Below are 15783 nucleotides of genomic sequence, written 5' to 3'. Positions count from 1 at the left end.
CGTTTCCTGAAGACCGTTATGGGAGCGGTTGCAGGGTGAAGTTCTCCGTCGTGGTTCTTCCTCTCATGATCCGGGTTTCGCGGCTCTGCGGCACGTATCCGTGTTTCGCCACGACGATCTGCAGGGTCTGTCTGGTCTGGTTCATCCAGCGGGCGTAGCTGCCGTCAGCGCCAGTGACCAGTGTGGAGGCATCGTTCGCGTCATTGACCTGGACAATCGCCCCGGCTACGGGTGTGACGGCACCGTGGGTGGACTGGCCACTGACGGTGCCGGTCAGCTTGCCCCACGACTTCGGTGGAACCACGTTCATGGTGACGCCGATGGTGGGGCCCGGGTGCGGGGTGTTCTCCTTGATCTTCAGCTCGGCCGTGTAGGTGCCCGGCTGGCTGACCGCCGCGGAGTCGAACAGGACTCCGACGGTGAGGCTGTCACCGGCCTTGATCGTCGCTGTCGTCGGCCCGGCGCTCAACCACGACACACCGGGGCCACGACAGTCCTCGTATCCCGGAAGGACCTCGCTGGCTGGCGTTGCGGACCAGTTCGCCCACGACCCGCCGATCTTGAAGAAGCCACATGCCGCGGCACCCCGGTACAGCGAGTTGTTGGAGTTGGGGAGAGCGGTCCACTTGTCGGCGCGCGGGTCGTACGCGTACCCCTCGTTGGTCACCGCCGTCGAGTCGGCAACCGCGCCGCCGGAGAGCAGCAGCTGACCGTTGGCGGCGCTGTAGCTGGTGCCCCACGCGTCGTACGTACCCGGCAGGTCGGCCCGACGCGTCCAACTGTCCGTTGCAGGATCGTAGGAGTACGTCGAGACGGAACTCGTAGAACCGGTGAAACCACCGGCACAGACAACTTTGCCGTCCAGACCCGCGCAAGCGAGCCAGGAGGTGTTCGTGGGGTAGTCGGCAGCGGTCTGGTAGGTGTCGGTTTCGGTGTCGTACACGACCACATCGCGCGTGCCGCAGCTGCTCGTGCAGCCGCCGACCATGTAGATCTTCTCGTTCAGCACCGCGGTCCCCGCCGCAGCCGCCGGCGACGGATGGTTGCGTGCGCCCTTCGTCCAGGTGTTGGTCTCCGGGTCGTAGATGGCCGCGACGCCGACGGTGGCACCGTCACCACCGGACCAGCCGCCGATCAGGTAGAACCTGCCGTCGACGAATGCCGACGAGGCCTGCTGTCGCCCTTCCGGCATCGGGGCCAGCGCGGTCCAGGTCAACGTCGTTGGATCGTAGACGTACGACGCACTGGTCGTGCCGAATCCTGATTCGGTGCCGCCGAAGGAGTAGACCTTGCCGTCGAGATAGCCGACATGGTTGTCCATGATGTTGGTGGGATAGTTGGGCAGGTCGGTCCATGGCTCGCCGTGTGGGACAACGGGGGGCTTGGCATCATCGGCGGTGGTCGCCGATGGTGCCAGTGGCAACGGGGTCACGTTGGTCTTCACCCGATTGACGGAGGTGCCGGTGGACCCCGCGATCCTGGTCGACGACGTTCTGGTGCCGTCGGCCTTCAGGATCGTGAAGCTACCGTCGTTCTCGGTGATCTCCAGTTCGACGGGCGCGGTGCCGTCGTTGGTGATGGTGAAGGTGCGCTCGTCCACGCCGCCCAGGGGGACGCTGGCCTGCACCGAGGAGGGTTTGACCGTGAGGCGCCCGGCGCCCAGCAGGAAGTCGGCCGACGTCACGCCGCCTTTGACCACGTCGACTGGTCGGGTCGTCGACTGATAGCGAGCCTTGGTCGCGGTGAACGGGTGCTTGCCGGTCAGCGACGAGTACATCCAGTAGAAGCCGTCGGCCAGGGCGTCGTCCTGGGGAGTCGCCACGGTGGTGGCGGTGTCGTGGGGAGCCTCGTCGCTGGTGACGGTCGCGCCGTTCACCGGGGTCCTGTCGTTGGCGTCGTAGACGTTGCCGACCATGAGACCGACATCGAGCGGGACGCAGTCCCGCAGGCCGACGAAGACGTCGTCCACCTGCCACCAATGGCTCCAGGTGCCGACGCGGTAGTGGAATCTGATCTGCACGTCGGGCTCTCCGGCCGCGCCAGGTAGCGAGACCTGTACCTTGCGCGGTCCGCGCAGGCTGATGTCCTGGGTCCACACCGTGGTCCAGGTCGCGCCGCCGTCGACCGAGAGGCCGATCTCCGGCTTCTCGCTGGCGTGATGCAGGTAGTCGGTCGCGAACTCCAAGGTCGCGTCGGTGATGTCGGAGAGGTCGAGCACCGGCGTCACGAGTGCGGTGTCCTGGGTGCTCGGCGGGCCGTAGTAGTCGCCGTTGACGTCTGCGAAGGCCCCGTCGCCACCGGTGAGGTTGCCCCAGTTCTCCGGGTCGTTGAAGGTCCAGACCCGCCCTGTTCCGAGGTTGTCGACGACGGTCCAGCCGTCGGGGACCTTCCCGGTGTCGAAACTCTCCCGGAGCACGGGCTCATACACGAGGCGGTAGCCCGGAGCATTGCACCCGAGGTTGACCTCCAGCGTCACGTCGAGCGTGACGTTGCCGCCAGCGGTGAGGTCCAGAGCCACCGTCTTCGGGTCGTAGCCCGCGTACTGCGCGGTCACCTGAACCCGGTAGCTGGTGCCCGACGGGAGGTTGAGCGAGTAGGCACCGGTGACGGGGTTGGTGAACGCGGACACCGGGGTGTCGCCGACGTCGAGTTTGGCGTAGAGGGGCCAGCCCTGGCCGGATCCGTCGGTGATGGTGCCCGTCACGGTGCTGGACGGACGGCTTGCCAGCGGTACGTTCAGCGTTGTCGTCCGGTCCGCATCGATCTTGACTGCGGTGAAGGTGTCGGTCGCGTAGCCGAACTTGGACACGCTCAGGTCGTACGCGCCCACCGGCAGCCGCAGCTCGAAACGGCCGCTGGCGTCGGTGCTGACAGTGCGGGCGATCAGGCCGGTCAGGCTGACCTTGGCCTCCGCGACCGGGCCACCACTCGTCGCGTCGGTCACCGTGCCGGACAGGACCCCGGTGTCGCGGGTGGGGGCGGCAGCGAGCAGCGCGAGCGCGTCCAACCGACCCTCGCCGAAGACGTTGTTGTCGTCGTCGGTGCCGCCGCACTGGTTGTCGGGGGTGTCGACCGCGGAACCGTCCATCAGGGCCTTGGTGGCGGCGACGTCCCCGAGCAGGGTCGGCGCCGCCGACCAGGCCAGGGCGATCGCGCCCGCGACGTGTGGGGCGGCCATCGAAGTGCCGGAGTAGTGGGCGTAGCCACTACCCGGAACCGACGAGCGGATAGCCGATCCCGGAGCGGAGATGTTGGGCTTGGTCTCCCCGTCCTGGCCGGCTCCCCGGCTTGAGTAAGGGTTGATGGCGTGGTTGCTGTCGTAGTTGCCTACCGAGTAGTTGATGATCCGGCTGCCGGGTGACCCACTGGTGTTGCAGGCGGAACCGATGTTGCCGTTGGCCCAGACACTGAAGATCCCTGAAGCCTCCCACGCCCTGGAGATGTCCTCCATGAACGGGTCGTTGGACGGAGACTGCGTGCCCCACGAGTTGTTGATGATGTTCGGACGCTTGCTGACGTCCGGATTCTGGCCATTCAAGTCTGTGGGTTCGAGCAGCCACTGGCCGGACTCGATCAGCGTCGTGTCGCTGTCACAGCAGCCGTTCGTCGTAATCCAGGTGGCGCCCGGCGCCATACCGATCTGATTGCCCGCACGGTCGTCCCCGACCATCGTGCCCATGGTGTGGGTGCCATGGCCGTTGAGGTCACAGGGCTTGCCCCCACAGGTGCCAGAGGCATCGAACCAGTTGTAGTTGTGGTCGAAGGTCCCGTCGCCGTTGGTGCCGCGATACTGCTTGACCAGTGCCGGGTGGTCGTACTGCACCCCGGAGTCGATGCTCGCGACCACGACGCCCTCGCCGGTGATGCCGTAGTTGGTCCAGACATCGTCGGCGTTGACGTCGGCGATACCCCACTGGAGTGACTGCGGTGTGACACTGGGCTGGTCCTCCGCGACTACGGGGATTTCGTAGGTACGCGGCTCATAGAGCATCTGCACCTCTGCCCTCCCGGCCAGTTGCTGGGCCAGGGTCGCCGAGCCGTCCTCGACGTAGATCGCGTTGGTGGCCCAGAACGACTTGTAACTGACCTTTGCCTTGTCCAGCAGGGCGCGTACCCCGCGCTGGCTGCGCGCCGCGCTGGCCTTCAGCGCGTTCGCGGTTGTGGCGCCGCGCACGTCCCAGTCCTTGGTCCGCCCGGCTTCGGTCAGGTCGGCCCTTTCGGTGAACCGGACCAGGAAGTCCTGCATGGCTGCCACCGCGAACTTCCCACCGAGAGGCTTCTCAATCTTGGCACTCGCCCGGTCAGCCGGCTCCCCCTCGGTCGGCGCAGCCTGTGCCGCCGGAGCCGTGCTCGCAAGCAGTGCCAACAGGGCGATCGTCGCAACAGCCGCGGGCCTCGACTTCCGCCGCGGACCCCGAGGTCGTTGTTTCCACATGCGCCTTCTCCTCTTTGTGCAGGCGTCTGCCGCAGTTCCGGTCGTGGCAGGCTTGGGACGGTTCATCCGGACCAGCCGGTCGGTCAGGTGCTGGCCAGCCCTCGCAGGCGCGCGGCACGCCAAGTTGACGGCGATGTCGGCGAACCCGGCGAAGCGGAGGAGGGCGGGTGATCCTCCTGGGGATGGGCCAGAGCCGCCCCAGGACAACATCGCCGGAGGGGGTTGGGGAAGCGCCCACGACGTGCGGGAATGCGACCGTGCGTGTTTCCGACAGCCGCCGGGAACCGGCCGGACGCGTGCCGTCAGCTGCGCGTTCGTCAGGCTACGGGCGGTAGCGGTGATGCTGCTTCGTCCGCGTCAGCCGTGGATGACCGACCGCCGGCCGGCTCGTCCACCAGCCATCCGCGCCGGTGCGCCTCCCAGCCGAGTTGCAGCCGGGTGCGCACCCCGGCCTCGTCCATCATCAACCGCACCCTGCGTTGCACCCAGCGCTCGCTGCGACCGAGTTGATGGGCGATCGTCGCGTCGGTGGCCCCGGTCAGGAGCAGCCCGAATATCCGCCGATCATCGATCCCTAGCCACCGGCGCTCAGCACCGGATCCGAGATCGGCGTCTCCGACCGGCAGTGGGGTCGCCTCGCGCCATATCGCCTCGAAGAACTCGACGGCGAGGGTCACGAGGCCACCAGAGTGCACCAGCAGCACGGCCGGTTGGGCGTCATGTCGCACCAGGGGCAGAACAGCGACCCGCTGGTCGTACACCCTCAGCCGCATCGGCACCGCAGGGTGCACACGGAGCTGGTCGCCCGGCCGGACGGTCTGCCGCAGCCGCTCGACCGTGTGGTAATCATCGGCGAACACCGCGTGGTCGAAAATCACCCGGCTGCTCGGAGCTGTCGAGAGTGCGGCGTCGTCGCTGAACGACACCGCGACGAACGGCGGCTTCACCAGCGCGAGCACCTCCTGCGCGGCGTCGTCCAGCCGGCTCAGCTGCGCGTGCAAGGCGGCCTCGCCTACCACGACCTCCACAAGAAGATGCTCCGCGCCGCCAGCCCTGACCGTCCGCTGGTGGGACTCGGAGAGCGCGAGCAGTTCACGCTGCGCCTCGAGCAGCCGCGAAGCCTGCTCGACCAGGAGCCGCTGGCCGGTCAGCAACGGAGGAACAGCGGTCCACCGCGCCTCCCCGCCGAACTCGGACCGGCTGGCAAGCGCATGCCGCTCCAACGCGGCGAGGACGGTGACGGCGTCATCAGTGCTGGTGCCCAACGCCCTGGCCATCTCGTCCGGCGCCACCGACGGAACAGTCACCAGATGGGCATACGCGTCAGCCAGGCCAGCCGGCAGGCCGAGCCCCTCAAGCACGGCACCACCACCTACGGCGATGCCCGCAGCGCCGCAGCCCCGGGTTTTTGTCCTCCGCAGCCGACCGGGCCGGGGGCGACTCCTGGCCGAGCCGTCGGGCGAGATCCGCCTCACGTCGCCTGGTGACGTCGGTGCTCGTACGGGGTAGCCGCCTGGTCGGCCCTACCGGGCGCCCGCCGGTCCAGGTCGGAGAAAGCCGGTACGGGGCCCGAATTGAGCACCACGTCGTGCAGGCGCTGCCGGGGCTCACTCGGCTACCGGTGGGCAAGGTCTGCGAGCTGGCTCTGGCCTGCGATCATGCGCGGATCATGCCGCCACCACCGGCAGCCGGTCAAGGAACCGAGCTGCTGGTCAGCGGCTCCGTTGCGGTGCGCGTTGGCAAGATCAAGGCAGACTTGAGCAGGGACGTCACCCTCCTGTTGCAAGTCGGCCGGTCTTGTGGCGTGGGGCCAGTTGCGTCGTCAGTCAAGGGTCCGAGCCATCCCGACAGAGTTCGGCCCCGTCTGCTGGAAACCGTGCCGCTCGTAGAGGCGGCGACCCGGCGGATCGGCGAGCAGGTTCACGAACGCACCGGGCGGCGCTTCCCGACGGATTGTCGCCAGTAACGCAGTCAGTACCGCTTCACCTATGCCCCGACGCTGGTGCTCTGGCAATACCGCCATGTCGACCACGTGGAAGTACCACCCGCCATCGCCGAGCACCCGACCCATCCCTACTGCCGTGCCGCTCTCCTCGTGCAATACGTGCACCGCAGCCCAGCCGCCCTGCACCGCGGCGGCAGCTTGATCGGGTCGACGCGGTGAGAGCCCGGACCTTTCGCGAAGGAGCAGGTAGTCTCCGACCGTCGGTGGTCCATCGACCAACCGATAACCCGCCGGCAGGGCGGTAGGCGCTGTCATGACCGCTACGGTACAGCGCTCCTTACGAGGTGTCGGGCACCGGGTCGACGTCGGCGCTGTCCCGGGTGTCGACTGGCCGGTGTCGGTGTTGTACCACCGGGTCGGATGTCGGCCCGATCACTCGGCCCAGGGTCGTGCCTCCGCGCAGCGACTCCTCTGCCGGCGGAGTGTCGCCTCCGGGCTCAGCCTCGCAGGCTGGCGATGGCCTTCTCGATACGCCGCTGGCGCGTCTCGGGCTTCTTTGCGCTCTCGATGGCACGCACGTGCTCGCGCTTGTGGCCGTACGCCACGTTGTCGTACGCGGCGCGGGCGGCCGGGTCGTCGTCCAGGGCTCGGGCGAAGTCTGCGGGTTCGACGACGTCGCGCGGCTCGGTGTCGACCTCGACCTCGACCGCGCCGCTGCCGGCCCGGCCCTACAGCCACGCGGAGATCGATCCTGCGGGAAGCGATCAGCCGACCGACGGTTGTGCTCGGCGGCGGGCCACGGTCGTGCTTGGTGTGGCCGGGGGCGGCCCACCGCGGGCCGGGCGGCGACGGGCAGGCGCTCCCGGCGCAGGCGAAGAGAGAGAGTCGGTCGCACTAGGCTTTCCGCGCGACCGCCCCGTACATGGCGATGTCCTTGTCTGCGATCCCTGGGGCCTCGGACCCGTCCGGACGCCACTTGTGGACCTGGACCAGCCCGGGCTCGACCAACTCCAAGCCGTCGAAGAACCTCAGCGCCGTGGCACGGTCGCGGAAGATGAGGGTCTCACCGAGCCTGTTGTACTGCCGCTGGACCTCGGCCAGCGGGATTGGGTCGAACTCATCGGTTGCGATGGACATCGCCAGGTAACTGCCCGCCGGCAGCACGTCCATGACCTGCCGTACGACCCGCAGTGCTTCCGCGTCGTCCTCGATGAAGTGCACGATTGCGATCAGCAGTAACCCAACCGGCTGGCTCAGGTCGAGGGTACGCAGGAATTCCGGCGCGGAGATGATCGTCTGGGGGTCGCGCATGTCCGCCGCCACATAGGCCGTGCGTCCCTGTGCTGTCCCGACCATCAGCGCACGCGCGTGCGCGAGCACGAGCGGATCGTTGTCGGTGTAGACCACACGTGCGGTCGGGTCAACCGACTGCACAATCTCATGGAGATTCGGTGATGTCGGCAGTCCGGTGCCGATGTCGAGGAACTGCCGGACCCCGCACTCGGTAGCCAGGTAACGCGCCACCCGGTGCATGAAGAACCTGTTCGCCTGCATGTGGACCCTCAACGCGGGCCAAATCCGCAACGAACTCTCACCAGCCTCGCGGTCGGCGGCGAAGTTGTCCTTGCCGCCCAGGATGTAGTCGTAGATTCGTGCGCCGTGCGCCCGGTCCGTTCGCAGATCGACCCCGCGAGCATCCTCGCCACGACGTTCCACCACTGCCTCCGTTAAGCGATGCCGCCACCCGTGCAGGCGACCCTACACCGGCGATGCGCAGTAGCTGATTCCTCTGTGGAACCTTGACGGCCCGCTGAGCTCGTTGGGTGGGCAGCAGGCCGGACGCGACCAGGGCCGCTGACCGGTGACGCATGTGGAACGACCTCGGCGAGGCGGCCGAACGCGTGGTCGCCCGACATCCGGCCCGCCCCGAGATCGCGCCCTCCTCACTGACTAAGACCACGGTTATCGCGGTCCGGGTGCCACATGGAGCGTCACGGCGCGTGGTGCCCGGACCTGCCAGATCCGCGCCCCCGCTACCGCGCCGCAGTGACCATGCCGCAGTAGCGGGGTGGTCGTCCGATGGGGTCAGTTTGCCGGCGACTTCTGGTTCTCGATTGGCGGTCGTTGGAGGTGATGACGACCGGCAAGTGGTGCGTCTTCCCGGTAACCGTCGGGACGATGGAGGACTCCTTCCTTGACCGGCCTGCGGGATGTAGCTAAGTTTCGATGAATTGAGCGGCTTGGGAGGCACCCGATGGAGCGCAGAATCTTCCTCACCGGAGCCAGCGCGATCACCGGGGGTACCCTCGCCGGGGCCCTGGCCGGCGCACCCGCCAGCGCCGACCCTGGAATCCGCCGGGTCGAGACCGGCCTGGACCTGCTGGTCCGCTCCGGCTTCCGGGACCTGCACGGACAGCGGGTGGGGGTCATCTCCAACCCGACCGGCGTCGACTCCTCCTACCGCCACCTGGTCGACCTGATGCACGGCTCGGGTCAGGTCAACGTGGTGGCGGCGTTCGGCCCCGAGCACGGATTCCGGGGCTCGGCCCAGGCAGGCGGCAGCGAGGGCACCGGCACGGACGCCCGGACCGGCATCACCGTCTACGACGCGTACGGCGCCTCGCAGGCCGACTGGGAGCGCATGTTCACCCAGTCGGGGACGGACACGGTGGTGTTCGACATCCAGGATGTCGGCGCCCGGTTCTACACCTACATCTGGACGATGTACACCTCGATGCTCGCCGCGGCCCGGGTCGGCAAGCGGTACGTCGTGCTCGACCGGCCCAACCCGATCGGCGGCCGGGCGTACGGCCCGATGATGACCGCCGGCTACACCTCCGGTGTCGGGCTGAAGGAGATCGTGCAGCAGCACGGCATGACCGTCGGCGAACTGGCTCGCCTCTTCAACGCCGAGTTCCTGCCCGCCGAGGCCGGACGGTCGGTCGACCTGCACGTGGTGCAGTGCCGGCACTGGAAGCGGGACGTGCTGGCGGCCGACACCGATCTGCCGTGGGTGATGCCCAGCCCCAACATGCCCACCACCGACACGGCGCTCGTCTACCCGGGTACCTGCCTCTTCGAGGGCGTCGCGTCGATCACCGAAGGTCGCGGCACCTGCCGTCCGTTCGAGCTGATCGGCGGACTCGACACCGACTTCGACTACCACTGGAGTGACCGCCTCAACGCCCGTGACCTGCCGGGAGTGCGGTTCCGGGAGGCGTACTTCTCGCCCACCGCAGCCGGCCAGAAGCCGGCTCTGCTCAACAAGCTCTGCGCCGGGGTCGAGGTGAAGGTCGTGGACCGCCACGTCTACGACCCGATCCGCACCGGGGTGGCCATGTTGGTGGAGGCGCGGAGGTATCCGGCGTTCGCCTGGCGGCAGGACACGTGGGACGCGGTTCGGCCGTACTGGATCGACAAGCTCACCGGGTCGCCCCGGCTGCGCACCATGGTCGACGCGGGCGCCGACGTGGACGACGTGGTGGGCGCCTGGGCCGATGAGCTGGCCGCTTTCGGCCGGCAGCGCCGGCCCTACCTGCTCTACTGATCACGGCCGGTACTGGCCGTCACCCCCTCGCGGACCGCGGGGCACCGACGATGCTGTAGTCGGTCATCCACATGACCTGGTGCTCCGGCACGCGCTTCCAGAAGTAGACGTAGTCGATGTGCCGACCCGACGTGTGCGTTCCGGTGCCCTTCTCCCCATAGAGATTGGGGACGGCCTGAAGACCTGCGGCACATTTCTTGACTGATCCTGGTTCCCAGAATGCCGAAAAGAGCCAACCCGAAATCCGGATCAGCCCCCTCACGAGACGAGCACCGCCACTGCACCGGCACCAGGCGCGAGCCGTAGCTAACCTTCCTTGACGATACATAGATGGGTAGCTAAGTTTCAGCCATCCGGATTGAAAGGCCGTCGTCTATGAAAGCTCGACTCTTCACCGCGACCGTCCTGATGGCCACGCTAGCGATCACCGTCACGCCGTTCCCCGTCCGGGCCTACGCCGAGCCTGTGTACCCGCCCGCCGCCGAGCACGGCTGGGTCACCTCGACGTTGCGGCACATGAGCCTGGAGCAGAAGGTCGGCCAACTCTTTTCCACCTACGTCTACGGCGGTAACGCCGCCGAGCCCACGGCAGCCGACCGCGCCGCCAACCGGGCCGCGTTCGGCGTCGAAACGCCGGCCGAGGTCATCGATCGGTTCCACCTCGGCGGCGTCATCTACTTCTCCTGGTCCCACAACCTGGATAGCCCCCGCCAGATCGCCACGCTTTCCAACGGGCTCCAGCGGGCCGCCCTCGGTGACGGCGCCAAGGGTCGCGTGCCGCTGCTCATCTCCACCGACCAGGAACAGGGCGTGGTGCTGCGGATGCCGGCCCCCGCGGCGCAGTTTCCCGGAGCGATGGCACTCGGCGCTGGGCGGTCGCCCCGAGCGGCGTACACGGCGGCGGAGATCACCGGGAGGGAGCTGCGGGCAGTCGGCATCCACCAGCCGTACGCACCGATTGCCGATGTCAACATCAACCCGGACAACCCGGTGATCGGCGTACGGTCCTTCGGCGCCGACCCCACCCTGGTGGCTGAGCTGACCGCCGCGCAGGTCGTCGGGTTCGAGGACGGCGCCGGCGTGACATCGGTGGCGAAGCACTTCCCCGGCCACGGCGACACGGCGGAGGACAGCCACACCGGCCTGCCGGTGATCGACCACAGCCGGGCGGAGTGGGAGCGGATCGACGCGCCTCCGTTCCGGAGAGCGGTCGCCGCGGGCGTTGATTCGATCATGACCGCCCACATCGTGGTGCCCGCGCTCGATCCGTCCGGCGACCCCGCGACGTTGTCGCCGAAGATTCTCACCGGTGTGCTGCGCGGTGAACTCGGTTTCCGGGGAGTCATCGTCACCGACGCGCTGAACATGGCCGCCGTGCGACAGAAGTACGGCGATGACCGGGTGCCGGTGTTGGCGCTCAAGGCCGGCGCCGACCAGCTCCTGATGCCGCCGGACCTCCGGCTGGCGCGAGACGCGGTGCTACGGGCCGTCGCCACCGGCGAGCTCACCGAACAACGCATCGACGAGTCGGTCCGGCGTATCCTCGCCATGAAGTACCGACAAGGGCTGGCCGGGTCGCCGCTGACCGACGTCGACGAGGCGGTACGGACGGTCGGAGCACCCCAGCACATCGCCGCCGTCGCCCAGGTGACCGACCCGACGCTCACCGCAGTGCGCAACGACGCCGGGCTGCTGCCACTGACCCACGCGAACCGGTCGGTGCTGGTCACTGGTTGGAACAGTGCCGCCTTCGCGCCGATCGCGGCGGTCGCCGGCGGGTTCACCGCCCGCGGCGCCCGAGCCACCGCCCAGCCCGCGACCCTACCGTCCGACGCGCTGATCGCCGCAACGGCCGCCAAGGCAGCGGATCATGATCTCACCGTCGTGCTGGTGAACAAGGCGTGGGACGACGTCGTCACGGACCCACGTGGCACCCAGCGGCGCCTTGTCGCGGCGCTGGTCGGCACCGGGAAACCCGTGGTGGTGGCGGCGGTCCGGGACCCGTACGACATCGCCTACCTGCCGGGTGTGACCACCTACCTGACGACCTACTCGTACACGGTGGCGGCGATGGACGCCCTCGTCCGCGCGCTGCATGGCGAGCTGTCCCCGAGCGGACGGCTGCCCGTCACGATCCCCACAGCCGAGGGCGCGGGAACCGCGCTCTACCCGTACGGCCACGGCCTGACCTGGTAGGAGGCGACGCATGCAGCGTAGGAATTTCTCCACCGATGTGGTCGGCGCGGGAACGCTCGGCACTGGTGCGGGGAGGAGAGCCACCGCGTCCTCCCGCCCGCTGCTCCGCAAGGTCGCGCTCGGCGTGACCCTGGCTCTTTTGGGTGCGGCGATGCCAGCCACCGGGGCGCCCGTCACCGCCGCGCCGCCCTCGGCCGAGTCCGGCCCGCCGGCCGTCACCCCTGCCGACATCCAGTTCCGTGACGACACGCTGCGGCCCGGCACCGCCCGCGAGGTGGGCCTGCTTCCCGAGGAGGTGGATCGCCTCCCCGCCGACCTGGCGGCATATCTGCAGCCGACCCCGGACCACCCCGGTCATCCCACGTACGCGGGTGCCGTGGTCCTGGCGGCCAAGGACGGTGTGATCGTGCAGCACGCCGCCGCGGGAACGGCGGTACGGTACGCCGCCGTCGGACCGGCACCCGGGCTGGTCGGCGTGGAGCTTCCCGCCGACCAGCAAATCCCGATGCGGCCCGACACCATCTTCGACATGGCGTCGGTGTCGAAGCTGTTCACCGCGATCGTCACCATGCAGCTGGTCGAGCGGGGACGGGTGGAGCTGGACACGCCGGTCGCCCACTACGTTCCGGAGTTCGCGGCCGGCGGCAAGGAGACCGTCACCGTACGCATGCTGCTCACCCACACCTCGGGGCTGCCCGCATTCACGGCGCTGTGGAGCAAGTACCCGACGCCGGCCGAGCGGATCGCCGCCACGCTCGCCACGCCGCTCACGGCACCGCCCGACACCCGGTACATCTACTCCGACCTCGGGCTGATCACACTCGGCGTCCTGCTGGAACGGGTGACCGGCCGACCGTTGGCCGAACTGGTCCGGGACGGCGTCACCGGGCCGCTCGGCATGACCGACACCGGCTACAACCCGGGGCCGCAGCTGCGGTCGCGGATCGCCGCGACCGAGTACCAGCCGTACGCCGGGCGCGGCATGGTCTGGGGCCAGGTGCACGACGAGAACGCCTGGTCGCTCGGTGGCGTGGCCGGGCATGCCGGCATCTTCTCCACCGCGGCGGACCTCGCCGTCCTCTGCCAGGCACTACTCAATGGCGGTGCGTACCGTGGGCAGCGGATCCTGCGGGACGACACGGTGCGGGCGATGCTGGTCAACTACAACGCACGGCTGGAGTCGGCCGATCCGGAAAGCCGCCGCGGACTCGGCTTCGAGCTCAACAAGCCCTGGTACATGATGGGGCTCTCCTCCCCCGTGACGTTCGGGCACACCGGCTTCACCGGCACGTCCATCGTCATCGACCCGCTCTCCCACTCGTTCGTCATCCTGCTCAGCAACCGGGTGCACCCCGATCGCGGCTGGGGCAGCAACAACATCGCCCGACGCGCGGTCGCGCGCGACCTCGCCGAGGCGATGCCGGTGCGCCCCCGGTCACGCGAGGCCTGGCGGGCCGACCCGGGCGACCTCGCGACGAGCACACTCACCGCACCGCTGCGCCGGGCGGCGCGAGGCGGGAAGGCGCGTTTCCTCCTGTGGTACGACACTGAGCCCCGCTACGACAGCGCCCGGTTCGAGATCTCCACGGACGGAGGGCACACCTGGGCTCCGGGGCGGATGCTGCTACACCAAGGGGACCGACGGTGGACCAGCGACGGCACGGTCACCGGCTACGGCGGCCGGGTCTGGTGGCAGGTCACGGTCGACCTGCCCGACCAGGCGACCCACCTGCGCTGGAGCAGTACGACCGACAGCTCCAGCCAGGGCCGCGGAGTTTACGTCGACCAGATCATCGCAACGGACCGGGACGGAATGCTCTTCCAAGGCGATGGGGGCGACGACTCCCGACTCATCGCCGACGGATGGTCACCCGCCCGCGACTGACGTAGCGGCCTGCGGCGATCAGCAGCGGCAGGGCGCAACACGCGGCGCAGGCGAGGGCGGCGAGCCCGCCGGTGACCTTGCTCTACTCCAGTTCGGTCCGCGGCATCACACCCGGTAGCACCACCGGCCCCACGGCTTCAACCGTCCCGCCCCGCCTGCCCACCACCCCGGTACCGTCAGACAGCGGAGCGGCGGGACGCTCAGGCCGGCCCGGTCACACCGCCCCGCTGCGGGGGTCAGCCCTGGCGGCGGTTCCAGGGGCCGGTGACGGCGTACGTGATACCCGGGTTGTAGACGTTGAAGAACATGGTCCGGCCGTCGGCGGAGAACGTCGCTCCGGCCAGTTCGCCGTACTCCGGGTCTTCATCGGTGCCGACGTTGACCCGGTTACGCGCGAAGACGAACACCTCGCCGTCGGCGGTCGTACCGAGGATGTGCTGGTCCCCGATCCCGTCCTCGCACATCATCAGGCCCCCGTACGGCGACATGCAGATGTTGTCCGGGGAGTCGAACTCCGGGTTCTCCGGCGCCGGCGTCGGACGGGTGAAGATGGTCTCCAGCCGCAACGTGTTGGCTCGCGGGTCGTACCGCCAGACCTGGCCGTCGTGGTCGCGGGCCGAGCCCAGCTCACGCCGGGCGAACGACGAGACGAAGTAGGCACAGTTGTCCTTCTCCCCCCACCAGGCGCCCTCGATCTTGTACCCACCCGTGATCGGCTTGCGGTAGTCCTGGGCACGGACCGACTCCGTCGTTGCCAGCGGGTCCGGCACGTCAAGCCACTCGACGCCGGAGAAGGACGTGCCCGCCTCGGTCACCACCGACAGGTCCGACAGGTCCGGGACGTGCAGAGCCTGCAGCACACCGCCTGCCCGCAGGCTCCCGTGGCCGCCGAGCGGCCGGTTCGGCAGGAAACGGTAGAAGCTGCCCAGCGGCGCCACGAAGGCGTCCTCGGTCTCGTAGACGATGCCGGTGTCCGGGTCGACGGCGACCGCCTCGTGCTGGAACCGACCCATCGCGGTCAGCGGTGTCGGATCTGTGTTGCGAGCACTGTCGTACGGGTCGACCTCGAAGACGAACCCGTGGTCCTTCGTGTACCCGCGGGTCCCCGCCTTGTCTTCGGTCTCCTCACAGGTCAGCCAGGTGTGCCACGGCGTCCGGCCGCCGGAACAGTTGATGGCCGTGCCGCCCAGGCTGACGTGCTCAGCGACGGCGCGGTTCGCCGCGTCGACGGCGAGTGTGCTGGTCCCACCTCCGGCGGCCGGGTCGTACGTGCGTTCCGGCGGAGCCACGACCGTGATCTTCGCGGTCGGCGAGCACTCGTGGTTGCGGACCAGGCGAGTACCGCGCGCCTCGCCGGCGAACGCACCCATGCCGTCGAACCGGCTCGGCACGATGCCACCGTCCGGCCGTACGGTGCCTTCGCGCGACAGCACCGTGTAGCGGAAGCCCACCGGCAGGTCGAGCATGCCGGCCGGGTCAGGCACCAGCGGACCGTACCCGATCTCCGGGCCGGACACCCCCAACGCGGGTGCCGCAGTGAACAGGGCGTCGACCGAACCGACCACGGCCACAGCAAGACCAGCTCCGGCCGAGCGGGACAGGAACTGGCGGCGAGACATAGACACAGACAAGCCTCCTATCTTGATCATCAAGCAGCGGAACCGGGCGGGCTGCAGCCCGGTGAACGGGAAGATCCAGTCCGGGCGGGCTGCCGAAATCACCTACATCCCGACATGATCCACCATGGACCGGCCGCCGAGCTACGAGACGTCTTT

8 protein-coding genes and 1 pseudogene are annotated in these 15783 nt (G+C 68.7%); 3 read left to right on the top strand and 6 right to left on the bottom strand.

Features of this window, described 5'->3' with window-relative positions; translation table 11 throughout:
* Positions 1-16: 16 nt before the first annotated feature.
* The 5 genes and pseudogenes from GA0070618_RS22240 to GA0070618_RS22220 form a co-directional block, all read right to left on the bottom strand.
* A complete protein-coding gene (locus GA0070618_RS22240) occupies positions 17-4501 on the bottom strand; it encodes a S8 family serine peptidase (protein WP_197701589.1) in 4485 nt (1494 codons plus the stop codon).
* 251 nt (positions 4502-4752) lie between these two features.
* Entirely contained in the window at positions 4753-5796 is a 1044-nt protein-coding gene (locus GA0070618_RS22235) for a helix-turn-helix domain-containing protein (RefSeq protein ID WP_088983353.1), read from the bottom strand.
* A gap of 461 nt (positions 5797-6257) precedes the next feature.
* Complete coding sequence (locus GA0070618_RS22230; protein ID WP_088983352.1) at positions 6258-6695, bottom strand: GNAT family N-acetyltransferase; 438 nt, start codon at positions 6693-6695, stop codon at positions 6258-6260.
* Positions 6696-6877: 182 nt separating this feature from the next.
* Positions 6878-7042: pseudogene (locus GA0070618_RS22225) on the bottom strand (YdeI/OmpD-associated family protein); the annotation flags it as partial.
* A 232-nt stretch (positions 7043-7274) separates the two neighbouring features.
* The gene (locus GA0070618_RS22220) at positions 7275-8099 is read right to left on the bottom strand and encodes an SAM-dependent methyltransferase (RefSeq protein ID WP_414467532.1); all 825 of its coding nucleotides are present in this window, start codon (positions 8097-8099) and stop codon (positions 7275-7277) included.
* A 535-nt stretch (positions 8100-8634) separates the two neighbouring features.
* Between GA0070618_RS22220 and GA0070618_RS22215 the strand changes: the two genes are divergently transcribed.
* The 3 genes from GA0070618_RS22215 to GA0070618_RS22205 all read left to right on the top strand — a co-directional run bounded on the left by GA0070618_RS22215 (position 8635) and on the right by GA0070618_RS22205 (position 14008).
* Positions 8635-9927 (top strand): exo-beta-N-acetylmuramidase NamZ family protein, encoded by a 1293-nt coding sequence (locus tag GA0070618_RS22215; protein WP_088983351.1) that lies wholly within the window; start codon positions 8635-8637, stop codon positions 9925-9927.
* A gap of 375 nt (positions 9928-10302) precedes the next feature.
* Positions 10303-12123 carry a glycoside hydrolase family 3 protein gene (locus GA0070618_RS22210; protein ID WP_197701588.1) on the top strand — a complete coding sequence of 607 codons (1821 nt, stop codon included), beginning with the start codon at positions 10303-10305 and terminating at the stop codon, positions 12121-12123.
* A 10-nt stretch (positions 12124-12133) separates the two neighbouring features.
* Positions 12134-14008: a serine hydrolase domain-containing protein gene (locus GA0070618_RS22205; RefSeq protein WP_088983350.1), complete on the top strand. Its 1875-nt coding sequence runs from the start codon at positions 12134-12136 to the stop codon at positions 14006-14008.
* Between the two features lie 236 nt (positions 14009-14244).
* On the opposite strand, the gene GA0070618_RS22200 is transcribed toward GA0070618_RS22205, so the two are convergent.
* Positions 14245-15627 carry an alkaline phosphatase PhoX gene (locus tag GA0070618_RS22200; RefSeq protein WP_088983349.1) on the bottom strand — a complete coding sequence of 461 codons (1383 nt, stop codon included), beginning with the start codon at positions 15625-15627 and terminating at the stop codon, positions 14245-14247.
* Positions 15628-15783: the final 156 nt, after the last annotated feature.

The organism is Micromonospora echinospora, from assembly GCF_900091495.1.
GTDB classification, from domain to species: Bacteria; Actinomycetota; Actinomycetes; order Mycobacteriales; family Micromonosporaceae; genus Micromonospora; species Micromonospora echinospora.
The sequence above is the reverse complement of the archived record's forward strand: the minus strand, read 5'-3'. Positions and strand labels throughout refer to the sequence as shown.

Coding starts and splice junctions, on each gene's coding strand:
- GA0070618_RS22240 (WP_197701589.1), bottom strand. CDS start 4,501: ATGAACCGTCCCAAGCCTGCCACGACCGGAACTGCGGCAGACGCCTGC.
- GA0070618_RS22200 (WP_088983349.1), bottom strand. CDS start 15,627: ATGTCTCGCCGCCAGTTCCTGTCCCGCTCGGCCGGAGCTGGTCTTGCT.
- GA0070618_RS22215 (WP_088983351.1), top strand. CDS start 8,635: ATGGAGCGCAGAATCTTCCTCACCGGAGCCAGCGCGATCACCGGGGGT.
- GA0070618_RS22205 (WP_088983350.1), top strand. CDS start 12,134: ATGCAGCGTAGGAATTTCTCCACCGATGTGGTCGGCGCGGGAACGCTC.
- GA0070618_RS22210 (WP_197701588.1), top strand. CDS start 10,303: ATGAAAGCTCGACTCTTCACCGCGACCGTCCTGATGGCCACGCTAGCG.
- GA0070618_RS22230 (WP_088983352.1), bottom strand. CDS start 6,695: ATGACAGCGCCTACCGCCCTGCCGGCGGGTTATCGGTTGGTCGATGGA.